The sequence below is a fragment of the Pigmentiphaga litoralis genome, assembly GCF_013408655.1.
GTDB classification, from domain to species: domain Bacteria; phylum Pseudomonadota; class Gammaproteobacteria; order Burkholderiales; family Burkholderiaceae_B; genus Pigmentiphaga; species Pigmentiphaga litoralis_A.
This window is the reverse complement of the sequence record NZ_JACCBP010000002.1, coordinates 452,402-478,366: the sequence shown is the minus strand read 5'-3', so window position 1 is coordinate 478,366 and position 25,965 is coordinate 452,402. Positions and strand designations below refer to the sequence as shown.

The window sequence follows — 25,965 nt, the reverse complement described above, 5'->3', positions numbered from 1 at the left end:
CGGCAATCCGTCCAGCGACGTGTCCAGCTGACGCGTCCAGCGACCTGTCCAGCGACGCGTCAGGCTTTAGGCCAGCAGGGCGATAACCCCGCAACCATCGCCGCCGCTCAACTCTTGAACCGCTTCAACATATCGTTCTCCTCTTTCACGCGCCGCTGCAGCTCGCGCAATTGCGCGTCGATCTGCGACTGTTCATAGAAGTCCTTGGACATTCCCCGCGCCTGGGTCAGCAGTTCGACCGCGGCGGACATCGCCCCCGTACGGGAATAGAACTCGGCCATGGCGCGGCGTTCCGCCACGGGCTGCTGCAGGCCGCCGTAGCTGGTCGCCAGCATCTGGCGGAAGCGGGGCTGATCGGGGTAGCGGGAAATCTGCTCGTTCAAAAACACCACCGCGTCGCTATGGCGGCCGGTGCGCTGCAGGGCATCGGCATAGTCAAATGCCAGGCTGATCTGCTGGGGCCAGCGCTCGCGCGCGGCTCGGCTCAAGGTCAGCGCCTTGTCGGCATTGCCTTGCGCCGTCGCAATATCGATCGCCAGGCCCGCCAGCATCACGTGATCGCGTGCGCCCGACGTGGCCTTGTCATAGGCTTCTTGCGCCTTGGCATAATCGCGCCGGCGCAGGTAGCCGACGCCCACGCCGTAGTAGGCGGCCGCCTTTTCGATACCGGTCGTGGCTTCCATCGCGCGGCTTTCCAGGAAGCGGATCGCGTCGATCGTGTCCTGCCCGCTGGCCGCCTGCAGCACGCGCAGCTTGGCGCGCACAAAGTAAAAGTCCGGCGGACTGGGCGGCGGCGCCGCGCCGGTGCTGAGGGAACGCGCGCGGTTCTGCATGTCCGACATCCGTTCGATCGACAGCGGGTGGGTCCGCGTGAATGACGTGCTGGTGCGTTCATTCACGGACGACAGCGCCATCAGCCGGCCAAAGAACGTGGCCATGCCGTTCACGTCATAGCCCGACGCGCTCAGCATCTGGAAGCCGGTGCGGTCGGCCTCGCGCTCGGCCTCGCGGGAAAAACCCAGTTGCGCGTCGATCGCCGCAGCCTGCCCGAAGGCCATGGCGGCTTCGGGCGCCTGCGAATTGCCGCGCGCTGCAACCAGGGCCGCCAGCAAGGCGGCCACCATGATGATGCTGGTCTGCTTTTGCTGTACCAGGCCGCGCGCCACGTGCCGCTGCACGACGTGGCCGATTTCGTGGGCCATGACGCCGGCCAGTTCCGATTCGGACTGCGCGGCCACCACCAGGCCCGCATTGATCCCGATAAAGCCGCCCGGCATGGCAAACGCGTTGACGCTTGCGTCGCGCACGGGAAACACGTGGATCTGCTGGGTATCCGACGGGGCATGCGCCGACAGGTTCGACGCCATGGTGTTCAGGTATTGCGAGATGTCCGGGTCGTCGATGTAGTCCGGGTCGGTCAGCGACTGCGCCATGATGGCTTCGCCCAGGCGGCGTTCGAGCCGTGGCGACAGTTCGTCGGCCGACGACTCGCCCAGGTCGGGCAAGCCCGCCGGCTGCGCATGCGCGACGCTGGCGCCGGGCAGCCAGACAGGCGCGGGCAGGGCCAGCAGCACGGGCAACAGCGCGCAAGCCAGGGCATTGCGCGCAAGGAGAGGGAAGCGGGTCGGTGTCACCATGCAAGTATGATAGCCAGCTTCGCCGACGGGTTCCCCGTCCGGCAGTTATCAAGTGGTAAGCCGGCCCCCGGCAAGCGGGATAAAGGCCGACTCACATTCTGGACCCCCTTATGTCAGGACTGACCCATTTCGACGCCGCCGGACAGGCCCACATGGTGGACGTTGGCGCCAAACCCGCCACCGCCCGCGTGGCGCGCGCCGGCGGCAGCATCCGCATGGAAGCGGCCACGCTGGAACGCATTCGTGATGGCAATGCCAAGAAAGGCGACGTGCTGGGCATTGCCCGCATCGCCGCCATCATGGCCGCCAAACGCACGTCGGACCTGATTCCGCTCTGCCACCCGATTCCGCTGACCCATGTGTCCTGCGATTTCGACATCGACGAAGCCGCATCGGCCGTGCACTGCACGGTGCAGGCCGAAACCGTGGGCGGCACGGGCGTCGAGATGGAAGCGCTGACTGCCGTGAACGTGGCGCTGCTGACCATTTACGACATGTGCAAGGCGGTGGACCGCGGCATGGTCATCGACAACGTACGGCTGCTGGAAAAGCGCGGCGGCAAGTCAGGGGTCTGGCTGCGGCAAGAGTAATCGCCCCGCACTGGCCACCGCTTCACGTTCCATCAGCGTGGACAGCGCTTCCGCAGCCGGGGTCAACGGCAAGTTGGCCCGCGTGATCCGCACGATGTCCGGCCCCGGAAACCGTTCCTGAATCGGGATCGTCTCGATCACATGCCGCAGCACGGGCGAATCCACCCACTGGCGCGGCAGCACGGCCAGCATGTCGGTGGTGGACAGCAATGACGCGACGCCGATCATCGAATCCGATTGCGTCAGCGCGACAGGCGGCGTCAGGCCGTTATCGGTAAACACTTCTTCAAACTCGTTGCCCACCTGGTCACGCACGCCCGTCAGCAGCCATTCCGCGCCGACCAGGTCGGCCAGGCGCCGCGCCGCGTTCAGGGGATGCCCGTGCCGCCCGACCACAAAGCGTTCGTTTTCGAATAGCAATTCGATATGGAAAGGCTTGCCGGCGGGCCGGTCCGGACGCGGGCCGACCAGGAAGTCGAGCGACCCGTCTTCCAGGCGCTGCCCCAGCGTCCTGAAAAAACCTTCCACGATCTGCAGCCGCACGCCAGGAAAGCGCTTGCGAAACGCGTTGTAGACCTGCGGCATCAGCGCCATGCAGGCGGCCGAGGACACCCCCAGCGCCACGGTGCCCGTCAGTTCGCCCTGGCGCTGCGCGACTTCGTCCCGGCCGCGCCGCAGTTCGGCCATGGCGGCTTGCGCGCGCACCAGATACAGCTCGCCCAGTTCGGTCAGGTGCACGCCCCGCGCGTGCCGTTCGACCAGCGCGGCGCCCAGTTCCGCTTCCAGTTCCCGCAGGCTGCGGGTCAATGCCGGCTGCGCCAGGCCCAGGCTGCGGGCGGCCGCGCGCAGGCTGCGCGTCTGGGCAATCGCCACGAAATCCCGCAAGTGATGCAGTTTCATTGCTGATACCTGACAGTTATCGGTAGGGTCATTTTGCCATCTCACCGCAGGCAGTCGCGCTACCTACACTCCGGCTATCCGAATCAGGATGCCCAGGATCCCGCCAGTGCACGCCAGTGCGCCCGACAGAAGGATCCGCGGCCAGCCAACCAAAAGGTGGAGACATGAAACGACGATTCCTTGCAGCCGGGCTGCTCGGCCTGGTGGCGGTCAGTGCCCCGCTGCACGCGCAGCAACCCTTCCCTTCCCGGCCGATCCGCGTGATCAGCCCCTTCCCGACCGGCAGCGGGCCGGATGTGGTGGTGCGGGTCGCGGCCGAAAAGATGACGCGGTCGCTGGGCCAGCCCGTAATCATCGAAGCCCGCCCGGGCGGCAATGGCTTCATTGCGCTGGACGCCGTCAAACGCGCCGCGCCAACCGGCTATGAGCTGGGCCTGGCCGATGTGGGCCACCTGGCGATCAACCCGTCGCTATTCAAGAAACTGCCCTATGACGCCGTGGCCGACTTCACGCAGATCAGCGGCGTCTATCGCACCGCCTTCTTCGTTTTTGTCGGACAGAACAGTCCGATCAAGGACATTCGCGGCCTGGTGGCCGAAGCGCGCCAGCAGCCGGGCAAGGTCACCTACGGATCCAATTCGGTAGGTGGGCCCTTGCATCTGGGCGCGGTCCAGCTCGAAACCGCGGCGGGCGTGCAGATGCTGCATGTGCCCTTCAAGGAAACCGCCGCCGTCTACAACGCCGTGGCGACCGGCGACGTGACCTGGGCCATGGGCAGCCTGGCCACGGCCGGCCCCCTGCTGCAGGCGGGCAAGCTGCGGCTGCTGGCCGTGGCCGACAAGGAACGATCGGCCGCGATGCCGGACGTGCCGACCGTGGAACAGAGCGGCGGCCCGGCGGGGGTGGAAGCCACGACCTGGGTGACCTTCCTGGGCCCGCGCGACCTGCCACCCGCAATTGCCGAGACACTGAGCACCCACTTTCGCGCCGCCTTGGATTCGGCCGACGTGCGCGACCGGATGACCACGTTCGGTTTTGCGCCGGCCGGCAGCACGGGGGCGCAGGTCATGTCCTGGATGCGCACCGATACGCCGCGTTATGCCGACATGATCAAGCGCACCGGCGCGCAGGCCGACTGAAGGAGCCGTCATGGACACCGTAATGACCGATGTCGCCATCGTGGGCGGCGGACCGGCCGGGCTGATGCTGGCCATCGAACTGGGCTGCCGCGGCGTGCGCTGCGTGCTGCTGGAAGAAGATGTGGACGGGCCCGATTTCCCGAAAGCCAACGCCACGTCGTCGCGCACCATGGAGCACTATCGGCGCCGCGGCTTTTCCGCCGAGATCCGTGCCTTGGGCCTGCCCCCGGACTATCCGCAGGACGTGGTCTATTGCACCCGCCTGGCCGGACATGAACTGGCGCGCTTCCGGATTCCGTCACGTGCCGACGCGGCGGCCGGCGTGTCGTTTGGCGACTATGGCGAGCAGGCCTGGCCCACGCCGGAACTGCCGCACCGGGTGCAGCAAATGGTGATCGAACCCATTTTGCGCAAGCAGGCGGCGCGGTATGCCAGTGTCGATGCCCGGTACGGGGAACGGGCCTCGGCGGTAGAAGACCGCGGCAACCATGTGCGGGTTACCGTCACGCCTGCCAATGGCGGGCCGGCCTGGCAGGTGCACGCACGGTACGCAGTGGGCTGCGATGGCCCCCGCAGCCTGGTGCGCAAGTCCATGGGCATTGCGTACAGCGGCCAGAGCCAGGAAGCGCGCGATTTCTTTGGCGGGCAGATGTTGTCCTTCTACTTCCGGTCCAGCGATCTGGCGCAGGTGATGGGCAAGCGCCCCGCGTGGCAATACTGGGCCGTCAACCCGGAACAGCGCGGCCTGCTGGTGTCCATCGATGGCGCCGATACCTGGCTGCTGCTGGTCCAGGTGCCGCCGGGCAAGACGGCGGCCGACATGGACGGCGCGGCGTTGTCTCGCGCGGTGGTGGGCGCGCCGCATGATTTCCGGCCCATCGCCACCATGCCCTGGAGCGCCGGTTATGCCTTGGTGGCCGACACGCTGGCCAAGGGCCGCCTGTTCCTGGCGGGGGATGCCGCCCACCTGTTCACCCCCACCGGGGGCATGGGCTACAACACCAGCATCGACGACGTGGTGAACCTGGGATGGAAACTGGCCGGTGCGGTCCAGGGCTGGGGCGGTCCTGGCTTGCTGGCGAGTTATGACCTGGAGCGGCGGCCGATCGCCCTGCGCAACACGGCGTTTGCCCGGCGGATGGCGGACAGCATTGGCCGCGTCCCGGTGGACGCGCAGGTGGAAGCCGATGGGGCCGAGGCTGAGGCGGCGCGGGCCAGGCTTGGCCAGGCGCTGGCCTTGCACGTGGCGTCGGAATTCAACATACCCGGCTTGCAGCTGGGCGTGCGGTATGACGGAAGTCCGTTGGTGGCTGCTGAAGATGCCGCGCCGCCGCCCGATGAACCCAACCGTTATGTTCAGTCCGCCTACCCGGGCGCGAGGGCGCCGCATGTGGCGTTGCCGGGGGGACCGCTGTTTGACCGGTTCGGACCGGACTTTACGTTGATGGTGATGGGGGATGGCGAGGTGGCCGGATGGCAGGCCGCGGCCGATGCGCTGGGCGTGCCGCTGCGGGTGCTGCGGGTTGCCGATGCTGCCGATGCGGATGCTGCAGTTCGGCAGGTGTATGACGCCGACGCGGTGCTGATCCGCCCGGATCATCATGTGGCGTGGCGGGGGGCGGTCGATGCGGACCCTGCGCAGATTCTGCGGCGCGCCGTGGGGAGCGGATCGGCGGGTGCCGGTACTGACGCAATGGGTACGCGGGCGGATGTTGCGGATCCGGCCATTGCCAACACCACGCGCCATCGCACGGCTTTGGCCGTGCACTCCGTGCACCGCGTCGTCTACACCGTGCCCGACCTGGACGAAGCCGAACGGTTTTATGTCGCTTTCGGACTTGACGTCAGGCGGCGCGACGACCGACTCGACCTGTACACCGATGGCCACCCGCAGTGCTGGGCGACGATCCACGCCAACGGGCAGCCGAAGCGTTTGCAGACGGTCGTCTACGGGATCTTTGAAGACGATGTGGACGCCTTCGCGCGCCGCATCCATGATCGCGGGCTTGCCTGCCCGCCGCACCCGCTGGGCGACCCGGGCGGCCTGTGGCTGCGGGACCCGGACGGCTTGCCGGTGCAACTGGTCGTCGCGCGCAAGAGTTCGCCCGGCAGCAAATCCGTCCCCACCCCCCAGGTGCTGGACGCCGACGGCCGCGGCGCCCACAACCGCAGCGGCGGCCCCGTCGTGCGCCCTCGCCGCCTGTCGCATGTACTGCGCTTTTCGCCCGATGTTCCCCGCATGACCCGCTTCAGCGAAGACGTGCTGGGCCTGCGGTTGTCGGACAGCGCCGCCGACGTCATTGCCTTCATCCACACGCCGCACGGCAGCGACCACCATCTGGTGGCCTTCGCCAAGGCATCGCACCCGGGCCTGCACCATATGAGTTGGGACGTGGGCAGTGTGAACGACGTCGGCTGGGGCGCCGAACGCATGAAGGCCCAGGGCTATGACCGCGGCTGGGGCGTGGGGCGGCATTTCCTGGGCTCCAACTTTTTCTACTACGTGCGCGACCCGTGGGGCAGCTACGCCGAATATTCCTTCGACATCGACTATGTGTCGGCCGACACGGGCTGGCCGACGGGCGACCACGCCTTGGCCGACTCGCTGCACGTGTGGGGGCCCGACGTGCCGCACGACTTCATCACCAATTTCGAGGTGAACGAGGCCGCGCAGGAACCGCACACGACGGCACCTGACACCGGCACCCTTGCCGACACCATCGCCGATGCCGCCGAAAAGGCGGCTGCGCCCGCCACCGACCACTTCCATCCGACCAAGGACCTTGCATGAAACTCGTGACCTTCACCTACCGCGGTGCCCAGACCATCGGCCTGGTGGCCGGCGACCGCGTCGTCGACCTGGCGGCCGCGGATCCCTCCTTGCCGACGGACATGATCGCGCTGATCCGCGCGGGCACTCAGGCCCTGGACCGCATCCGTGCCATCGACACGGCCACCGCGCCCGCTTACGCCCTGGCAGACGTGCACCTGGACGCCCCCGTGCTGACGCCGTCCAAATACCTGGCGATCGGCATGAACTACCGCGCCCACGTCAAGGAAGCCCTGAGCAAGGGCGTGCAGGTGCCCGACACGCAGGTGTGGTTCAACAAGCAGGTGTCGTGCATCAACGGCCCGTTCGACGACGTGCACAAACCGCGCGCGTCGGACCATCTGGATTACGAAGCGGAACTGGCCGTTGTGATCGGCCGCCGCTGCCGCCACGTGCCGGTGGAACATGCGAAAGACGTGGTCTTTGGCTACACCATCGCCAACGACGTGTCGGTGCGCGACTGGCAGTTGCGGTCCAGCACCTTCACCCTGGGCAAGTCGTGGGACACGCATGGCCCGATCGGCCCGTGGATCGTCACGGCCGACGAACTGCCCGACCCGCATGGCCTGCGCCTGCGCATGGTGGTCAATGGCGAGGTCCGCCAGGACATCACCACCGACCAGATGCTGGCCAATGTGTGGCAACAGATCGCGCACCTGTCGACCGTGATGACGCTGGAGCCCGGCGACATCATCGCGACCGGCACACCGTCAGGCGTGGGCCTGGCGATGCAGCCGCCGTCGTGGCTCAAGGTGGGGGACGTGATGCGCGTGGAACTGGAAGGCATCGGCCACATCGAAAATCGGGTGGTGGCCGAGCCGGAATCCACGGTGATGCGTTGACCGGCTGGGCCGCCTGTCAGTGCAGCTTGACGCGCGGCCGCGACCGGCGCGTCAACACCCGCGCCAGCGATCGCATGGTGGCGCCCCAGATGCCCAGCACGGCGGCATAGTGGGTCCAGTGCGAACTGGCGTACATCACGCGCGCCACCCACCCTTCCACCTGCAGATTCGGGCCCGACAATCCGCCCATCAGGCTGCCCACGCCTTCGGAATGGCCCAGCGACACCAGGGACCCGAAGTCGCGAAACCGGAAGCCTTCTGCCACGGGGGTTGACTGGTCCATGCGCGCCGACAGCACCTTGAACAGATACGAGGCCTGCTGGTGCGCCGCCTGGGCGCGGGCCGGCACGGTCTTGTCGGTGCCCGCCCAGGGTGCCGCGGCGCAGTCGCCCAGTGCATACACATTCGGGTCCGACGTGACCAGATGATCGTCGACCTGGATCATGTGCTGCGGCGTCAAGGGCAAGCCCAGCGTTTCGAGCAATCCAGGCGCCTTGATGCCGGCGGCCCACACGCGCAGGTCGGACGGGAATTCGCGATCCGCGGTGCGCACGGCATGCTGCGTGACTTCCAGCACCCGGCAACTGGTTTCGACCTGGATGCCGCGCTGGACCAGCAGCGTGCGCGCCGCGTCCGACACCCGTTCGGGCAGTGGCCCCAGAATGCGCGGGCCGCCTTCGATCAGGGTGATCTTGAGCGCATCGGCCGCGCGGTCACGCGACAGGCCGTAATCCGAAATCCGGCGCCCGGCTTCGTGCAGTTCGGCAGCCAGTTCCACACCGGTCGCCCCGCCGCCGACGATCACCACATTGACCTGCCGCGGTGCGCCCGCCTGCGCGTCGGCATCCGCGCGCGCCATGGCCTTGAGCAATTCGATCCGGAAGAATTCGGCCGAATCGGTGGAATCGAGCGAGATCGCGTGCAGCTCGGCGCCCGGTGTGTTGAAGAAGTTGCCGTAGCTGCCCAGGGCCAGCACCAGCGTGTCGTACGGCACGGTGCGAGCGGGCAGGATGGGATCGCCCTGCGCGTCGGCAAAGGCGTCGATGGCCACGGTGCGTGACGTGCGGTCCACGCCGGTCACGCGGCCGATCAGGAACTGGAAGCCCGAGTCGTGCGCGAGCATGGCGTACGACAGGCCTTCACGGTGGATATCCAGGGTGCCGGCGGCGACTTCGTGCAGAGACGGCTTCCAGATGTGGAAAGGATTGGCATCGATCAGGACAACATTGTCCCGGCCATACCGACGCCCCAGACGGACCGCCAGTTCCAGGCCCCCGGCGCCTCCGCCCACGATAACCACACGGTGCGACGTGCTGCGCATACCTGTTTCCTTCTTTTCTAGATGAATACCGGGCGGGACATCCCGCCCGCAAAACGTGTCTCCTGCCTCCGAGTTCGGTGAAAGGGACGGCCCCGCCGCGTGCGATGCGCAGGCGGGCCGCTATGCCGCCGGATCAGTTTCCGGCGATGGACATGCTGGCAATCAGAATCGACCCGGTCCGCTTGGTGCCGCGCACCAGCGTGTCGGCGCCAATGGCCACCATGTCGCGATACATCTCGGTCAGGTTGCCCGCAATCGTGATTTCCTGCACGGCATATTGGATCTCGCCGTTTTCGACCCAGTAGCCAAACGCGCCGCGCGAATAGTCGCCGCTGACGTAATTGACGCCCTGCCCGATCAGCTCGGTCACCAGCAGGCCGGTGCCCATTTTCTTGAGCATGGCGCGGAAATCGTCTTCGGGGCGCGTCAGCCGCGACGACAAGGTCAGGTTGTGCGAGCCGCCCGCGTTGCCGGTGGTCTTCATGCCCAGCTTGCGCGCGGTGTAGGTCGACAGGAAGTAGCCTTCGACCACGCCGCCGCTGATCACCTTGCGGGCCGAGGTGCGCACGCCTTCGTCGTCGAAGGGCGAACTGCCCTGCGCGCCGGGCACGTGCGGATCTTCATTCACGTCGATGTGATCGGGCAGGATCTGCCGGCCCATGCTGTCGACCAGGAAGGTGGACTTGCGATACAGCGCGCCGCCGCTCAGGGCCTGCGTCAGCGAGCCCAGCAGCCCGGCCGCCAGCGGCGCTTCAAACAGCACCGGGAACTTGCCGGTCTTGATGCGCCGGGCGCCCAGTCGGGACAAGGCGCGTTCGGCGGCGTAGCGGCCCACGGCTTCGGGATTGGCCAGGCGTTCGGCGCGGCGGTCGCTGGTGTACCAGTCGTCGCGCTGCATGTTGTTGCCCCGGCCCGCAATCGGCGCGACCGACAGGCTGTGGCGCGAATACGGGTACCCGTGCAGAAAGCCACGCGTGTTGCCCAGCACGAAGTGCCCTTCATACGTCGAGACCGACGCGCCATCGGAATTGGTCACGCGCTTGTCGGTGGACAGCGCGGCGCGTTCGGCGCGGATCGCGATCTCGGTGGCTTCTTCGGCCGTGATGTCCCACGGGTGATGCAGGTCCAGGTCGCGAATGTCGGCATCGGTGGCCATCACGTCAGCGTCGGGCAAGCCGGCCATCGGATCTTCGGCGGTGTGGCGGGCAATGTGGAAGGCAGCTTCCACCGTGTCGCGCACGGCCTTGTCGGAAAAGTCCGAGGTCGACGCCGATCCACGCCGTTGGCCCACGTACACCGTGACGTCCAGCGAGCGGTCACGCGTCTGTTCGACGGTTTCCAGGTCGCCCTGGCGCACGTTCACGGCCAGGCCCTGGCTTTCCGAGACTTCGGCCGCGGCGTCGGTGGCGCCCACGCGCTTCGACTCGTCCAGCACGCGGGCGACCAGGTCGCGAAACTGCGCGTGGTTGGCGATCAGGGGCTCGCGGACCGGTTCCCCGCGGGATTCGGTGCGGGACCCACTGCGGGATGCATTTCGGGCCGGACGGGACGAGGCGTCGGTGCGGGAGGAGGTTTTGACCATCGGTGTCTTTGCAAAGGAGGCGGCCCCGGCATCGGAGCGAGACAGTTATCATAGCCAACAAGTGACACCCTCTCTTTGTCCATTGGCTTTCCATGTCCCGCAAAAGTTTCGTTCCGATCGATACCAACCCGCCCGTCCGCATCGACGAGGACGGCAATCCTGACCTTCGCCCGCCCAGCAAGTCGCAGCTCAAGCGCGACTCGACGCGGCTGCAGGAACTCGGGGTCAGACTGACGAAACTGTCGCCCGCGCGGCTCAAGCAGCTGCCGCTGGCCGAATTGCTCTACCAGGCGATCCGCGAAGCGCAAAAGATCACGTCGCACGAAGCCAAGCGCCGGCAGATGCAGCTGGTCGGCAAGCTGATGCGCGACGCGCAGATCGACCCGATCCAGGCCCAGCTGGCCAAGTGGGAAGGCGACTCGCAAGACGAAATCGCCGCCTTCCATCAACTGGAACTGTGGCGTGACAAGCTGCTGGCCGACGACGAACACTTCACCAAATTCATGAACCTGTACCCGGCCGCCGACGCGCAGCAGATGCGCGCGCTGATCCGCGCCGCCCGCAAGGAACAGGCTGCGAACAAGGCGCTGCTGCAGGGCCACGAACCGCAGCGCAAGCACTTCCGGGTGCTGTTCCAGGAAATCAAGCGGCTGCAGGCCGACGCGCAAGGCGACACGGATCGCGATACCGAATCCGACATCGACGATGACGAGGACGATTGATCCCATGTCCTTTCCCCAGCACGAACCTTCCGCTTCGACCGCCCGCATCGAACGTTCGCACCCCGACGAACTGATCTGCGGCCTTGTGTCGATCAGCGATCGCGCCTCGGGGGGCGTGTACGAAGACCAGGGCATCCCGGCGCTGAAAACCTGGTTGCAAGGCGCGCTGACGACGCCGGTGCGATTTGTCGAACGCCTGATCCCCGACGAAGCCCCCGGCATTTCGGCCACGCTGACCGAACTGGCCGACACGGTGGGCTGCGATCTGATCCTGACCACGGGCGGCACCGGGCCGTCGCGCCGCGATGTCACGCCTGAAGCCACCCTGGCGGTGGGCACCAAGGAAATGCCCGGATTCGGCGAACAGATGCGCCAGATTTCGCTGCGCTTCGTGCCAACGGCGATCCTGTCGCGCCAGGTGGCCGTGATTCGCGAACGCGGCACGACCGACGCCGACGGCGCCACGCTGATCATCAACCTGCCGGGCCAGCCCAAAGCCATCCGCGAAACGCTGGAAGGCCTGCGTGACGCCGACCAGGCGCTGGTGGCCGCCGGCATCTTTGCCGCCGTGCCCTACTGCATCCAGCTGACAGGCGGCCCGTACATCGAGACCGATCCTGCGGTGTGCAAAGCATTCCGCCCCAAGACGGCCGTGCGCCCGGCCTGACGGGCCCCTGTCTTTCACGACCCTTTTCTGCAGCACTTGCCATGACCGACACCCCGCTTCTCGACTCCATCGAAACCACCACCGGCCCGGAACTGACCCGCGCAGTGATCTTCCTGCATGGCCTGGGCGCCGATGGCAATGACTTCTTCCCGGTCGTGCCGGAACTGAACCTGCAAGGCATTCCCGCCGTGCGGTTCGTATTCCCGCATGCCACGATCCAGCCGGTCACCATCAACGGTGGCATGTCGATGCGGTCCTGGTACGACATCAAGCTGGCCGACCTGACGCGCCGCGAAGACGAAGCCGGCATCCGGGTATCGCAGCAGCACGTGGAACGCCTGATCGCGCGCGAAAACGCCCGCGGCATCGCGACCGAACACATCGTGCTGGCCGGCTTTTCGCAGGGCTGCGCCATGACCTTGCATACCGGCCTGCGCCATCCGCAGAAACTGGCTGGCCTGGTCGCCTTGTCGGGCTACCTGCCGATTGCCGACCTGCTGGACGCCGAACGCAGCCCGGCCAATGCGGCCACGCCGGTGTTCATGGGCCATGGCACGAGTGATCCGGTCGTGCCGCTGGCGCGGGCCGAAGCGTCGCGCGATCGCCTGACCGCGCTGGGTTATCCAGTGGAATGGCATACCTATCCCATGCCGCATTCGGTGTGCGTGCCGGAACTGGCGGATATCTCGGCCTTCCTTCGCAAGGTACTGGCCTGAGGTTGCTACAGGGTTGCGGCGGGACCCTTCCAGGGGGTTCGCCCCTGGCGCAAACGGGGTATCCTGCGGTTGATGAGTCACTGTGAGGAGTAGCCACCATGTTCAAGAAGATCCTGATTCCCACCGACGGCTCGCCGCTGTCCTCGCAAGCCGCCAATGCTGGCGTCATGTTCGCCCGCTCGGTCAATGCCGAAGTCGTGGCGCTGCACGTCACGCAACCGTTTGCCGCGACCATCGGTTTCGACGGCATGGCTGCGGCCTATGCGATCACCGATGACGCGTATGAAAAGGCCTCGTCCGAGCAGGCCGCCAAATACATCGACGCCGTCATGAGCCGCGCCGACACGGCCGACGTCAAGGCCACGTCCTTGTCGGTGTCGAATTTCAATGTGGCCGATGGCATTGTCCAGGCGGCTGCGGAATCCGGCGCGGACCTGATCTTCATTGGCAGCCACGGCCGCAGCGGCCTGTCCCGCCTGCTGCTGGGCAGCGTGACCGCCAAGGTGTTGTCGCTGGCCGGTACGGCAGTGCTGGTGTATCGCGTGAAAGACGAAAAGGACAAGAAGTAGGCTGCACGCAGACGTGGCCGGCCGAAGGCCCGAGGCAAGCGCGGGGCTGACGGGTGATTCGTCGGCCCCGTCGTCATTCAGGCGCAGTTGGGCGTTAGTCACAACTTCTTACGCGCACGCCTGCACGCCTGAGCAGCATTCAGGTCATATACAGCTTCTTTCACCTAGCCGACAGGAGCTGCACTGAAACGCCATTCCTCGCCCCCTCGTACCCGTCCTCCCCATCACGCGCGACCCTTGCAGCGCGCCCTTGCTGCGTCCGGCGCCGGCCTGGCCCTGACGCTGACGCTGAACGCTGCACATGCGGCGGCAGGGGCCGCGGCGACCACGGCTTCGCCCGTGGCGGCTGCCACCGCATTGCCGGTAGCGCCCCCACCTGCACCCTCCGTGCCTCAGGCATTGCCCAAGTCCCCGAATGCTCCTGCCGGATCTGCAGCGCCTGCTTCATCGACCGCACCCGCCGCTTCCACCGCAGCCGCCGCCGACTGGCCGGCGCGCCTGGTGACCGAACTCGCGCGGGTCGATGCACGCTTTCCCGGTGCGATCGGCGTCTATGTACGGGATCTGGACACGGGGGTTGAAGCGTCCTATCACGCCGAGGAAACCTGGTATCTGGCGTCGACGGTAAAGATTCCCATCGCGTTGACGGTATTGCGCACGATCGAGCGCGGCGAACACACGCTGGACAGCACGCTCACCCTGCGCGCAACGGATTATGTCGACGGCACCGGCGAGACCAACAGCCATCCGCCTGGCACCAAACTGACCCTGCGGTATCTGATAGAACAGATGATCGTGCACAGTGACAACACGGCCAGCGACATGCTGATCGACATGGTTGGCATCAACGAGGTGAACGCGCTGGTGCGCAGCATCATCCCCAAAGGCTTCCAGCGCATCACTTCGCTGGCCGACGTGCGGCGGCATGCGTACAGCCAGATCGTGCCCGCCGCGATGCAGCTGTCAGGATCGGATTTCCTCTTGCTTAAAAAGCAGCGGACCGACTCCGCCCGGCTTGAGATCCTGGCCGATCTGTATCAGACGCCCCCCAAACAGTTCCAGGTCAAGACCGTGGGCGCGGCATTCGAAGCGTATTACGCGACGCATCTGAACTCGGCGCGGCTCGATGCCTATGGTGAATTGCTGGCCAAGCTGATGGCGGGAAAGATTCTTGCTCCGACATCGACTGCCTACCTGCTTGACGTCATGCGGCGGGTGCAGACCGGCCAGCAACGGATCAAGGCCGGCCTTGCGCCCCCCGCCGTATTTGCGCACAAGACCGGCACGCAGCGCGCGCGCACCTGTGACTCGGGGATCATTACCGAACCCACGGCCTACCCGGGCAAGCGGATCGTGATCGCCGCCTGCACACGGGGCGACCTGTCGGTGGCGCGCTCGGACCGGGCCTTGAAACAAGTGGGTGAGGCATTACGGACATCCGGCCTACTCACCATCGAAGGGTTTCATGATCCCACCGCAGACCTTATTCCGGTCGCTGTCCCTCGCACTGGGGCTGCTCGCCCTTGAGCCCGCGTATGCGGACTGGACCGACGCCCTCGAATCGCGCATCGAACGCATTGACCAGGACACGCCCGGCAAGATTGGCGTCTATGTGAAACGCCTGGATGACGGCAAGTCTCTGAACTACGAAGCGGACCGCCTTTGGTATCTGGGATCCGCCGTCAAGCTGCCGATCGCTCTGGCGGTGCTGCAGGAAGTCGAAGCGGGATCCCACCGGCTCAATGAATCCCTGACCTTGCAGGACACCGACAAGATCGACGGGTCCGGCAATGTGGTCTGGCAAAAGACCGGCACACGCTACACGCTGGATCAGCTGCTGAAAAAGATGCTGATGGAAAGCGACAACACCGCGGCCAACATGCTGGTGCGCGCCATTGGCGAAGACACCGTCAACCGCCGGGCGCGCGACTACCTGGGGTCCCGCGGCTTCAAGCAGATCACGAACTTCACGCAGGTCAGGTACGAGGTCTATCGCGAGCTGCACCCCGATGCAAGCAAGCTGACCAACATACAGATGGTCGAAGTGGCGGGCGCCCCCATGGGCGCGGAGCGGGTCACGGCCTTCCGGCGCGCGCTGTCGCTGGAGCCGGGCGAGCTGAAGGCCACGAGCATGGACGACGCCTACAACCGCTACTACGCCAAAGAGATGAACGCCGTGACGCTGACCGCGTATGGCGACATGCTGGAAAAGCTGGTGACCGGCAAGGTGCTCAAGCAGCCGCAACACCTGACCGCGCTTTACAAAAACATGAAGTACGACAGCTATGACGCGTACCGCCTTGAAGCAGGCCTGCCGCGCACGGTGCGCTTCATTCACAAGACCGGCACGCAGCATGAACGGGCGTGCCATGCCGGCGTGATCAATCCGCAAGACAACGGCCGCAACGCGATCGTGGTCGTGGCCTGTGCGGAAGAGATGGACGAATCGAAGGTCGCCGCCAAGGCGTTCGAGCAGGTCGGCCGGGCGATCACGCAGACCATGCTGGCGGAGCAGACCAGCCGGAAGTGAGGGACGGGAAGTCAAGCGGGGCCCGTTCCGACCGGGTGTTCGCCATGCTCCTTCGCGGCCTTGCGCACGCAATCGACCAATTCGTCCACCGCCGCCGACCGGTACGGATCGTTCCGCCAATACATCGACACCGACCCATAGCCTTCCAGTGGAATGGGCAGGATGCGCAGCGCCTTCAGCATCATGTGCCGGATCGCCGCGCCGTGTGATGCGACCCCGATCATGTCGCTGTGCGACAGCAGCGTGACGTTCAGCGTGGCCGACGCCGATTCCAGGTCGTTGCGCGGCGCGCGGCCCGCAGCCGCCAGCGCGGCGTCCAGGGCATTGCGGATCGGCGTGCCACGCGGCCACATGATCCAGCGGTAGGCCAACACATCGTCCCAATCCATCGAGTCCTGCTCGAACAGCGGGTGATCGGGCCGGGCAATGAAGTGGATGGATTCCCGATACAGCCGTTCGGTCAAAATGGCCGGGTCCAGGTGTTCGGTCGCGCTGCGGCCGACCACCACGTCCAGATCGCCGCGCACCAGTTGCTCGAGCAGCGTGTCCAGCGTGCCTTCGACCAGCTTCACATGCACCTGCGGCATCCGCTCCAGCAGCATCAGCACGGCATGGGGCACGGTACCCGGCGCCGACGCGCCCGATGTCCCGATCATTACCTGCCCGCTCCCGCCTTCGCGCAGCGCATCCATTTCGGCGCGCGCCCGATCCAGCTGCACGTCCAGCCGCTTGGCATGGGCGATCAGCGCTTCGCCATGTGGGGTGGGCCGCAGACCGCGCGCATGCCGCTCGAACAGCGGCAGGCCGATATCGTCTTCGAGGTCCTTGAGCCACTTCGACAACCCGGGCTGCGTGGTATTGAGCGCCGCCGCCGAATGGCTGATGTTTCGGGTGTGGGCCAGGCTGATCAACATCTGCAGATTGCGCAGACGCAGGCGGTGAGTCCAATCCATGGGGCGGCCTTTCAGGCATAGGTATACGCTCCACAGTATAGATAATCATAAACAATCATTGTTTTTGGCATATCTGTTTGGCCATACTGCTGAAAAAATGCGCCCGCCGATGCACGGTGGCCAGACGGAGACCGCGTGGAGCGCCAGACAGCGCCCACGCAGCATGCAGGCCCGGGTCGATCACGGACGGGCCCGTCACGACCTTGCCTGCGCCAGGGTTGCCTTCCGTCTGTCCCGACGCTGCTGGCGGCGCATTCGCCGACCACCTTCAAGGACACCCGCATGGCTTTCGTTGTCACTCCTTCGCCTACCGTCGCCATCCCCGTGGTGGGGTCGCAAGATCTGTTTCCTGTCCGCCGCGTGTACTGCGTGGGCCGCAACTACGGCGCCCATGCACGCGAGATGGGCTTCGACCCCGATCGCGAGCCGCCCTTCTTTTTCTGCAAGCCAGCCGACGCCGTCATTCCGGTGGCCGAGGGCGACACCCTGTCGGTTCCCTACCCCACCCTGACCGGCAACTACCACTACGAAGTCGAACTGGTCGCGGCCATCGGCAAGGGCGGCGAGAACATTCCAGTGGAATCGGCACTGGACCACGTGTGGGGCTACGGCGTGGGTCTGGACATGACCCGGCGCGACCTGCAGATGAAGATGCGTGAGATGGGCCGCCCCTGGGAAATCGGCAAGGCCTTCGATGCGTCCGCACCCGTTGGCCCGCTGCGCCCGGTCGCTGCTGCCGGCAACCCGCACGACGCCGCACTGTCGTTGCATGTCGACGGCGCGCAGCGCCAGCACAGCCGCACGTCGATGCTGATCTGGTCGGTGGCCGAAACCGTGGCGGACCTGTCGCGGTATTTCCGGCTGGAACCGGGCGACATCATTTTTACCGGCACGCCCGAGGGCGTGGGCGCGGTCAAGCCGGGCGAGACGATGACGGCCACGGTCGAAGGCCTGGGCAGCCTGTCGGTCAAGATCGTTTGAGACGGCGCGGCGGCGGCCGACCAAGGCACGCCGCCCGGCTGGCATGAGCGGCCGGACCTGCACGATCTGCACGACCTGCCTCATCTGCACGACCTGCCTCATCTGCACGATCTGCCTGACGTGCTTGACCTGCCCGATCTGCCTGACCTGTCTGATCTGCTCGACCCCATAACAATTATCCGGAGACATCATGATCCTTCACCGCATGTTCGGTTCGCTCGCACCGGCCCGCCTTTCCTTCGCATCGCTCGCCCGTCCGCTGGCCGGCGCCGCGCTGGCGCTTGCCAGCCTGAGCGCATCGGCCGCGTGGCCCGAGCGCCCCATTACCTTCATCGTGCCGTACACGCCCGCCACGGGCATTGACCTGGTGGCGCGTCAGTTGGCCGCGCACTTGCCCAAGAGCCTGGGCCAGACCGTGGTGGTCGAGAACGTCGCGGGCGCCAGCGGCAACATCGGCAGCGAGCGCGCCGCGCGCGCGCAGCCCGATGGCTACACCTTCATGGTCCAGGTCAACACCCTGGTCATGAACCGGAGCCTGTACAAGTCCCTGCCCTACGACCCCGTCAATGACTTCGACGCGGTCGGTCTGACGTCCTGGGGCACGCTGCTCCTGGTGGCCAATCCGTCCCAAGCGCCCAACACTGTTGCCGAAGTCGTGGCCGCGGCCAAAGCTGCGCCCGGCAAGCTCAACTACGGCACGCCGGGCGTGGGTACGCCCCACCATCTGTCGATGGCGCTGTTCCTGCAGCAGACCGGCACCGACATGATGCAAGTGCCCTACAAGGGCACCGCAGGCGCCGTGACCGACATTCTTGGCGGCCGCATCAACTACATGTTCCTTCCCGTGCATGTCGCCCTCCCGCAGATCAAAGCCGGCAAGCTCAAAGTGATTGCCACCGGCAGCGCCAAACGCCTGCCCCAACTGCCCGACGTCCCCACCCTGGCCGAGGCTGGCCTGAAGGGCGGTGACGTGGACATGTGGTACGGCGTGCTGGCCCCCAAAGGCACGCCGCCCGCCATCATCGAACGCATGAATCGCGAAATCGCCGCCGTGTTGAAGGCGCCGGATCTGGCCACGGCATTCGAAGCGCAAGGCATGGTTCCCGCGACGTCCACCCCGGCGCAGTTTCGCGACCTGATCGGCAAGGACGCTCAGCGTTGGGCGGACGTCGTCAAGAAATCCAACATTACTGCGGAGTAAGGACGGCAGGGCGGCACCCGCCTGGACAGCTCCAATGGGAGTTCGACCGATGGATGCTTTCGTCCGATGGATGCTTTCGTCCATAGGACAAAATCGTCATCTGGACGGATGTCCAGCAAGGGTTGATACTCGCTCAAGTCTGAACCTGCTCATTTTTCCGGCCGTGTCGCAATGTGCTTGCGGCACGGCTCGCGCCTTGTGTTTCACGGCCCGTATTTCACGGAGTGTCCTTTCATGCAGCTCTACAGTTTTTTCAACAGTTCCACGTCCTACCGCGTGCGCATCGCCCTCGCCCTCAAGGGCCAGGCCTATGACACACACGGCGTGAACCTGCGCAGTGGCCAGCAGCGCGACGCCGCGTACCTGGAAGTCAATCCATCGGGCGTCGTGCCGTCGCTAGTGGACGAAGACGTGACCCTGTCCCAATCCCTGGCGATCATCGATTACCTTGACGCGCGCTTTCCCGAACCTCGACTGATTCCCGCCGATCCGGTGGAACGCGCCCGGGTGCTCGAAGTGTCCAACGCCATTGCCTGCGACATCCATCCGGTCAACAACCTGCGCATCCTGCGTTACCTGAAAGACCAGTTCAACGTTGACGAAGAAGGCCGCAATGCCTGGTACCGGCATTGGGTGGCCGAAGGCCTGTCCGGCGTCGATGCCCTGTTGCAACGGCATGGCGACGGCGCCTACTGCTTCGGTGATGCGCCAACGCTGGCCGATTGCTGCCTCGTGCCGCAAGTGGCCAATGCCCTGCGCATGAAGTGCGACCTTTCCGCCTATCCCCGCGTGATGGCCATCTATGCCCATGCCTCGGCGCAGCCTGCGTTCGTGGCCGCCGAGCCGGCACGCCAACCCGATTACATCGCCTGATCCAGGAGTCACCATGCAGATCGCCCGACATTACATCGACGGAGAGTGGCTGGGCTCCGTCAGCGGCAACGAAACCCTCGCGCCAAGCTACAACCCCGCCACCACCGAAGTCGCCGCCCAATTCGCGGACGGCAGCAAGGCCGAAGCCGAAGCGGCCATTGCGGCTGCGGTCCGCGCCTTCAAAGGCACGGCGTGGAAAAATTCCGCCAAGCTGCGCGCCGAGGTGCTGCTGGCCTTTGCCGACCGGCTCGAGGCACAGAAAGAAACCATTGCCGACTGGCTTGTCACGTTGAACGGCAAACTGCGCCGCGAAGCGTTGGGGGAAATCGGTGCGGGGGTGTCCGAGCTGCGGTATTACGCCGGCCTTGCGCGCAATCTGTTCGGACGCATCCTGGAAATCGAACCGGGCTGCTTCTCGTCGCTCGATCGCGAGCCGTCGGGCGTCGCCGCCATCATCCTGCCCTGGAATGCACCGGTCACCCTGCTGGTCCGGTCGCTTGCTCCTGCGTTGGCAGCGGGCTGCACGGTGGTCATCAAGCCTGCCCACCAGACGTCGCTGGTGAACAACCTGGTGCTGGAATGCCTGGTCAGCGATAGCCGCGTCCCCAAGGGGGTGATCAATTCGGTCATCGAGTCGGGCACCGAAGTGTCGCGGTGGCTGTGCGAGTCGCCGGATGTGGACGTCATCAGCTTTACCGGTTCGTCGGGCGTGGGCAAAAAGATTGCCAGTGCGACGGCCGACACGCTCAAGCGGCTGTCGCTTGAACTGGGCGGCAAGGCACCTGCCGTCGTGTTCAAGGATTGCGACCTCGACAAGACCGTGGCGGGAATCGTGGCCGGGGGACTGGTCATGGCCGGCCAGCAATGCACGGCAGTGGCTCGCGTGCTGGTCGAAGATAGTGTGTACACCGATTTCTCCGCCAAGCTCGCGCAGGCATTGAAGGCGGTAAAAGTCGGACCCGGCAACGACCCGTCATCCCAGATGGCTTGCCTGATCGACAACGCCAACCGCGACCGGATCGCGGGTCTGGTCGAAACAGCCGAACGCACGCAGAAGGTCCTGCTGCGCGGCGCCATCCCCGAAGGGGCACTGGGCCGCGGCGCGTTCATCACCCCCAGCCTGGTCGAAGTCGAAGACCTGGCCAGCAACTTCGTGCAGAACGAACTGTTCGGCCCGCTGCTGGTGATCGAGCGCTTTACGACCGAAGACGAAGCGGTGCACCGCGCAAACGCCACACGCTTCAGCCTGGCCGCCAGCGTCTGGACCACTGACATGCGCAAGGCGCGCCGCGTGGCGACACGTATCCGGTCGGGCACCGTCTGGTCCAACACGCATAACCGGCTGTTTGCCGAAATCGAAACAGGCGGCTATCGCGACAGTGGCTACGGCAAGCTGCACGGCGTGGAAGGTCTGAACGACTTCATGCAGACCAAACACTTCTACTTCGAGACCGGCGTCTGATACCACTGCCTTCGCCCCCGTCCTATTGACCGACCCTCATCCTTACCGCGGAGCGTGCCCATGCGCAGCAGCGCCCATTACTTTGTCGAAGGCCTGACCGGCCTCGGCATCGATTACATCTTCTCCAACTTCGGCACCGACCATGTGTCTCTGATCGAAGCCTTTGCGCAGTGGAAGAAAGAAGGCCGCGCGCATCCGACCGTCATGCTCGTTCCGCATGAAAACGTCGCGATGCATATGGCCATGGGTTACGCCGCGGTGACCGGCAAGGGACAGGCGGTCATGGTGCACGTGGACGCCGGCACGGCCAATGCGGCCATGGGCATGCACAACATGTTCCGCACCCGCATTCCGGTCATGCTGATGGCAGGCCGCTCGCCCTACACCCTGCGCGGCGAGCTGCCCGGGTCACGTGACAATTATGTCCACTTTGTTCAGGACCCGTTCGACATCGCCAGCCTGGTGCGCCCTTATGTGAAATGGGACTATTCGCTGCCGACGGGCGTGGTCGCCAAGGAAGTGCTGCGCCGCGCCCATTCGGTCATGCAGAGCGATCCTCCGGGGCCGGTCTATCTGACCTTGCCGCGCGAAGTGCTGGCCGAAGAGTGGGAAGCGGACCGCATCCGGGACTTCAACGGCGAACACTATGGCGCGGTGCAGGCCGGCGGCGTTGCGCCCACCGTGGCCGAGGCCATCGCGTCGCGGCTGATGGCGGCGCGCGAGCCCATCGTCATCACGTCGTATGTCGGTCGCAAGGCCGACGCCGTGCACGCGCTGGAAAAGCTGGCCATGCTGTGCGGCCTCAAGGTATACGAATTCAGCCCCACCACGATCAGCGTGTCGCGCGAGTCGCCCTGCTTTGGCGGCTTCGATCCGGGCAAGGCGCTGGCGGGCGCCGACCTGGGTCTGCTGCTGGATGTCGACGTGCCGTGGCTGCCCAAGTACGCGCAGGAAGATCCGTCGACCGAATGGATCCACATCGACGTCGACACGATCAAGAAAGATTTTCCGATGTGGGGCTTTCGCACCGACATGCGGATCCAGGCCGACTGCGCCACCGTCCTGCAGCAGGTGATCGAGATCGTCGAACAGCGTGCCGACGACGCGTTTCGCAAGGCGGTTGCAGCCCGTATTGAAGGCTGGGAAAGCGCCAATACGCAGCGGCGGCAAGCCATTGCGAAGGTGGCGCAAGACATCGGCAAGAAGGGCGCGATCTCGCCTGCGCATGTATGCGCCACCCTGGGCAAGCTGATTGCGCCGACCGACATCGTCGTCAACGAGGCCGTCCGCAATACCTTTGCCGTGCTCAACCAGATTCCGCGCACCGAACCCCTGTCCCTGATCGGCTGCGCCGGCGGGGGCCTGGGCTACAGCGCCGGCATCGCACTGGGTGCAAAGCTGGCCAAGCCGGACGTGCGTGTGGTGCAGGTCGTGGGGGATGGAGGCTTCCATTTTTCGACGCCCACTTCGGTCTACGCGACCGCACAGCGCTATGGCATTCCGATATTCACCATCGTGCTCGACAACAGTGGCTGGCAGGCCGTGAAGGAAGCCGTGCTGCGCGTCTACCCCGACGGCGCGGCGGCCGACAGCAACGACTTCCAGGCCAAGCTGGGCGTAGGCGACAACGTGCGCGCTTTCGAACAGGTAGGCGCCGCGTTTGGTGCGTACGGCGAATGCATCGACGATCCGGCCGAGGTCGAAGCCGCGATTGCCCGCTGCCTGAAGGCCGTGGATGCCGGGCAGGCCGCCGTGCTCAATGTGCGTATTGGATCCATCTGATTCGAACGCGCCAGGACTCTTTACCCGCTTTGCAGCAGTTCTCACAACGACATGGAAAGACAACGATCTTTCCAGTACCGGAGGAAGACAGAGATGTATACGAAGCATGCCTGGCACGTTGCCACCGCCGCCCTGATCTGTGCGGCGCCTTTCGGCCTGGCGCACTCGGCAAGCGCGCCGGCCGCGTTCCCGACCAAACCCATCACCATCATCGTCGGCTATGCGGCAGGCGGCGGCAACGACGTGCTGGCGCGCGTCGTGGGTGAACGGATGGCCGCCAACATGGGCCAACCCGTGATCATTGAAAACCGGCCCGGCGTCGCGTCCATCATCGGCGCGAACGTGGTGGCCAAGGCCAAGCCGGATGGCTACACCCTGCTGTGGGGCGCCAGCGGTCCGATCTCGTTTAACCCTGCGCTGTATTCCAAGCTCAGCTACAAACCGGAAGATTTCACCCCGGTGTCGCTGGCGGCCACCTTCCCGCTGGTGCTGCTGACGCAGGCCAACAACCCGGCCAAGACGGTCAAGGAACTGGTCGACTTTTCGATCAAGTCGCCGGAAAAAGCCAACTACGGTGCAAGCGCCGCGTCATTCCAGCTGGTCTCCGAATTGTTCAACAGCAAGACGGGCGGCAAGTTCACCCGCATTCCTTACAAGGGCAGCAACGAATCGGTCTCGGCGGTCATGGCCGGCGATGTGACGATGACGCTGGTCGATCCGGGTCCGGCCTCCACCGCGCTGCAGGGCAATCGCGCCAAGGCATTGGCCGTGACATCGGCAGAACGTATGGCCGACTACCCGAATGTCCCGACGCTGACCGAACTGGGCATCGACCTGAAGGTGGAACTATGGAGCGGCGTCCTGGCGCCGGCCGGCACGCCCGAGCCCATCATCCGCAAACTGGAACAGGAGATCGCACGCGCCGTGGGCGACCCCGAGGTGAAGAAACGCATCCAGGCGCTGGGCATGATCCCGACCAGCAACACGTCGGCCGAGTTCACGAAGATCATCCAGGAAGAAGTGCCGCTCTGGAAGAAAGTCGCGAAAGAGAACAACATCAGCGCCGATTGAGGGCTGGGAATAGGGCTAAGGCCGGTGGTCGGACCTGGGTTCAGGGCTTGGCTGAGCCTGAGGCCGTGGCTGGGCCGGGCCTCGGGCCGGTTCGTCACACACGTGTGTAGACGGGGCGGTCCGGCTTCTTTGCGAGCAGGCCGAGCTTGACCGCTTCGGCCAGCTGGCGGTCGATGTTGGCGAACTCGGCGTCGCCCCAGGTGGGGACGAAGATGCGCGCCAGGCGGTCGGGCAGCAGCTTGATGGCGGCGGTCTCGGTGTCGGGAATGCCGATGGCCTTGTGATATCTAGCCGCCAGTTCCGGATCCTTGCGGATCAGCCCGTTCACGGCCAGGAAGGCGTCGGCCACCCTTTTTGCGGTGGGCTTGTTGCCTTCCACCCAGTCGCGCCGTCCGCCGTTGCCGACCAGGAACAACGGCGCGCTATCGCCGGTGGCTTCTTTCCACTGCGCAGCCACGTTGGCGATTTCGCGCGCGCCGTTCCCGATGATGCGCGACGCGGTCGGTTCGATGGCAATGATCGCATCGACGTCGCCCCGATTGAACAAGGCCAGATTGGCGATGGGTGCGCCGTGGATGACTTCGAAGTCCTTGCGCAGATCGAGCCCGTGCAACGCCGCCGCCATGCGTGCCTGACGATAGGTGTCGCTGGTCTGCGGCAAGGTGGCGATACGTTTGCCCTTCAGGTCGCGTGGGTGCTGGAAGGGGCTGTCCCCTCGCACCAGCCAGGCGCCGTGATTGGAAATCTTGGGCCCGAAGATGACGATGTCGTTGCCCTTCAATTGCGCTTCGGCCGCACCCAGCGCGCCGTAGGCGCTGCTCTGCACGGCGCCCGACAGCAGCAGGGTCTGCACCTGTCCCGGATCGCCGCCGACCCAGTCGATATCCAAGCCCTGGGTCAGATCAGGCAAGGCCTTGAACAGCGCCGACGCCAAGGTTTCAGCCGACCCCGGCCCTCCACTCGTCAACTTGACCGGCAAGCCGCCTGCGGCGAACGCATCGCGTTGCGACACGCCCAGACCGGCCAGCGCCATGCCGATCAACGCGAACGCCACGCGGCGGCGGCTGACCGATTCTGGCGCATCGTCACGCGGGTCGATGCGCAGGGTCGGGTTCAAACCGGGCATCGGGCTTCCGGCGGCCGTGGCATCCAGACTGTCGGCGGCGAGCATGTCAGCAGACGAGATGCCAGCGGCGCCCAATCCGCCAGTCGCGATGCGGGCAGCCGGGTTCTTGCCAAAGAAGTTTCCAGCGGTTGATGAGTTGTCGTGAAGAGAAGGTGTGCGTGCGTCGTACATAAGACCTTTGCGGGGCGCGTCGACAGGACGGGTTCCTGGACAGTGTGGCGTCTGCGTCCCTACGGTCCAACGAAGGAATGGGTCGATGCATATGCGCATTTCGAGGAAGGCCACGCATCATGGTCACAGCCGAGGTCACGGCCACGTGTCACAGTCACGGCCACGGTCACAGTTATGGCCACGGTCACAGTTACGGCCAGGCGTCACGGTCGCGCGTCATGGCCACGCCTCACAGTTACGGCCACGTGTCGCGGGCGCGGTAGAGGGCACGGCCACGCGTCGAGGCCTGGGTCACCGTTA

At 65.5% G+C, this 25,965-nt stretch carries 22 protein-coding genes; 16 read left to right on the top strand and 6 right to left on the bottom strand.

The window, feature by feature from the left end:
- Positions 1-107: 107 nt before the first annotated feature.
- The gene (locus HD883_RS22275; RefSeq protein WP_179589166.1) at positions 108-1,637 is read right to left on the bottom strand and encodes a M48 family metalloprotease; all 1,530 of its coding nucleotides are present in this window, start codon (positions 1,635-1,637) and stop codon (positions 108-110) included.
- A gap of 110 nt (positions 1,638-1,747) precedes the next feature.
- Between HD883_RS22275 and moaC the strand changes: the two genes are divergently transcribed.
- Positions 1,748-2,227, top strand: a complete 480-nt coding sequence (moaC, locus tag HD883_RS22270) for a cyclic pyranopterin monophosphate synthase MoaC (protein WP_179589165.1) — start codon at positions 1,748-1,750, stop codon at positions 2,225-2,227.
- Here the strand turns inward: moaC and HD883_RS22265 are convergent.
- Entirely contained in the window at positions 2,201-3,127 is a 927-nt protein-coding gene (locus tag HD883_RS22265) for a LysR substrate-binding domain-containing protein (protein WP_179589164.1), read from the bottom strand. The genes moaC and HD883_RS22265 overlap by 27 nt on opposite strands.
- A 164-nt stretch (positions 3,128-3,291) precedes the next feature.
- On the opposite strand from HD883_RS22265, the gene HD883_RS22260 reads away from it, so the two are divergent.
- From HD883_RS22260 to HD883_RS22245, 3 genes are read left to right on the top strand one after another with little or no spacing between them, the layout of a single operon-like run.
- Complete coding sequence (locus HD883_RS22260) at positions 3,292-4,266, top strand: Bug family tripartite tricarboxylate transporter substrate binding protein (RefSeq protein WP_179589163.1); 975 nt, start codon at positions 3,292-3,294, stop codon at positions 4,264-4,266.
- Positions 4,267-4,276: 10 nt separating this feature from the next.
- Positions 4,277-7,057: an FAD-dependent monooxygenase gene (locus HD883_RS27810; protein ID WP_257022596.1), complete on the top strand. Its 2,781-nt coding sequence runs from the start codon at positions 4,277-4,279 to the stop codon at positions 7,055-7,057.
- Complete coding sequence (locus HD883_RS22245; RefSeq protein ID WP_179589162.1) at positions 7,054-7,938, top strand: fumarylacetoacetate hydrolase family protein; 885 nt, start codon at positions 7,054-7,056, stop codon at positions 7,936-7,938. Before HD883_RS27810 ends, HD883_RS22245 begins: the two co-directional genes overlap by 4 nt.
- 16 nt (positions 7,939-7,954) lie before the next feature.
- On the opposite strand, the gene HD883_RS22240 is transcribed toward HD883_RS22245, so the two are convergent.
- Together HD883_RS22240 and pmbA are read right to left on the bottom strand one after the other, a co-directional pair.
- Positions 7,955-9,259 (bottom strand): NAD(P)/FAD-dependent oxidoreductase, encoded by a 1,305-nt coding sequence (locus HD883_RS22240; RefSeq protein ID WP_179589161.1) that lies wholly within the window; start codon positions 9,257-9,259, stop codon positions 7,955-7,957.
- A 133-nt stretch (positions 9,260-9,392) separates the two neighbouring features.
- Positions 9,393-10,841 carry a metalloprotease PmbA gene (gene pmbA, locus HD883_RS22235; protein ID WP_179589160.1) on the bottom strand — a complete coding sequence of 483 codons (1,449 nt, stop codon included), beginning with the start codon at positions 10,839-10,841 and terminating at the stop codon, positions 9,393-9,395.
- 92 nt (positions 10,842-10,933) lie between these two features.
- Here pmbA and yjgA point away from each other — a divergent pair, with 92 nt between their 5' ends.
- The 6 genes from yjgA to HD883_RS22205 all read left to right on the top strand — a co-directional run bounded on the left by yjgA (position 10,934) and on the right by HD883_RS22205 (position 16,045).
- Positions 10,934-11,563, top strand: coding sequence for a ribosome biogenesis factor YjgA (gene yjgA, locus HD883_RS22230; RefSeq protein ID WP_179589159.1), 630 nt, complete (start codon positions 10,934-10,936; stop codon positions 11,561-11,563).
- Between the two features lie 4 nt (positions 11,564-11,567).
- Positions 11,568-12,230, top strand: a complete 663-nt coding sequence (gene mog / locus HD883_RS22225; protein ID WP_179589158.1) for a molybdopterin adenylyltransferase — start codon at positions 11,568-11,570, stop codon at positions 12,228-12,230.
- Between the two features lie 41 nt (positions 12,231-12,271).
- Positions 12,272-12,946 carry an alpha/beta hydrolase gene (locus HD883_RS22220; protein WP_179589157.1) on the top strand — a complete coding sequence of 225 codons (675 nt, stop codon included), beginning with the start codon at positions 12,272-12,274 and terminating at the stop codon, positions 12,944-12,946.
- Between the two features lie 98 nt (positions 12,947-13,044).
- Positions 13,045-13,515, top strand: a complete 471-nt coding sequence (locus HD883_RS22215) for a universal stress protein (RefSeq protein WP_179589156.1) — start codon at positions 13,045-13,047, stop codon at positions 13,513-13,515.
- A 501-nt stretch (positions 13,516-14,016) separates the two neighbouring features.
- Positions 14,017-15,042, top strand: a complete 1,026-nt coding sequence (locus HD883_RS22210) for a serine hydrolase (protein ID WP_373563452.1) — start codon at positions 14,017-14,019, stop codon at positions 15,040-15,042.
- Entirely contained in the window at positions 14,981-16,045 is a 1,065-nt protein-coding gene (locus HD883_RS22205; RefSeq protein WP_179589155.1) for a serine hydrolase, read from the top strand. The genes HD883_RS22210 and HD883_RS22205 overlap by 62 nt, the downstream gene beginning before the upstream one ends.
- 11 nt (positions 16,046-16,056) lie before the next feature.
- Here the strand turns inward: HD883_RS22205 and HD883_RS22200 are convergent, their stop codons facing one another.
- Positions 16,057-16,998: a LysR family transcriptional regulator gene (locus HD883_RS22200; RefSeq protein ID WP_179589154.1), complete on the bottom strand. Its 942-nt coding sequence runs from the start codon at positions 16,996-16,998 to the stop codon at positions 16,057-16,059.
- A gap of 282 nt (positions 16,999-17,280) precedes the next feature.
- Between HD883_RS22200 and HD883_RS22195 the strand changes: the two genes are divergently transcribed.
- The 6 genes from HD883_RS22195 (at position 17,281) to HD883_RS22170 (ending at position 24,368) form a co-directional block, all read left to right on the top strand.
- On the top strand, positions 17,281-17,979 hold the full coding sequence (locus tag HD883_RS22195) for a fumarylacetoacetate hydrolase family protein (RefSeq protein ID WP_179589153.1): 699 nt from the start codon (positions 17,281-17,283) through the stop codon (positions 17,977-17,979).
- A 190-nt stretch (positions 17,980-18,169) separates the two neighbouring features.
- Positions 18,170-19,180, top strand: coding sequence for a tripartite tricarboxylate transporter substrate binding protein (locus tag HD883_RS22190; protein WP_257022595.1), 1,011 nt, complete (start codon positions 18,170-18,172; stop codon positions 19,178-19,180).
- A 234-nt stretch (positions 19,181-19,414) separates the two neighbouring features.
- Entirely contained in the window at positions 19,415-20,053 is a 639-nt protein-coding gene (maiA, locus tag HD883_RS22185) for a maleylacetoacetate isomerase (RefSeq protein WP_179589152.1), read from the top strand.
- 13 nt (positions 20,054-20,066) lie between these two features.
- Complete coding sequence (locus HD883_RS22180) at positions 20,067-21,515, top strand: aldehyde dehydrogenase family protein (protein ID WP_179589151.1); 1,449 nt, start codon at positions 20,067-20,069, stop codon at positions 21,513-21,515.
- Positions 21,516-21,575: 60 nt separating this feature from the next.
- Entirely contained in the window at positions 21,576-23,297 is a 1,722-nt protein-coding gene (locus tag HD883_RS22175) for a thiamine pyrophosphate-requiring protein (protein WP_179589150.1), read from the top strand.
- 93 nt (positions 23,298-23,390) lie between these two features.
- Positions 23,391-24,368 carry a Bug family tripartite tricarboxylate transporter substrate binding protein gene (locus HD883_RS22170; RefSeq protein ID WP_179589149.1) on the top strand — a complete coding sequence of 326 codons (978 nt, stop codon included), beginning with the start codon at positions 23,391-23,393 and terminating at the stop codon, positions 24,366-24,368.
- 94 nt (positions 24,369-24,462) lie between these two features.
- On the opposite strand, the gene HD883_RS22165 is transcribed toward HD883_RS22170, so the two are convergent.
- Complete coding sequence (locus HD883_RS22165; protein ID WP_179589148.1) at positions 24,463-25,665, bottom strand: ABC transporter substrate-binding protein; 1,203 nt, start codon at positions 25,663-25,665, stop codon at positions 24,463-24,465.
- Positions 25,666-25,965: the final 300 nt, after the last annotated feature.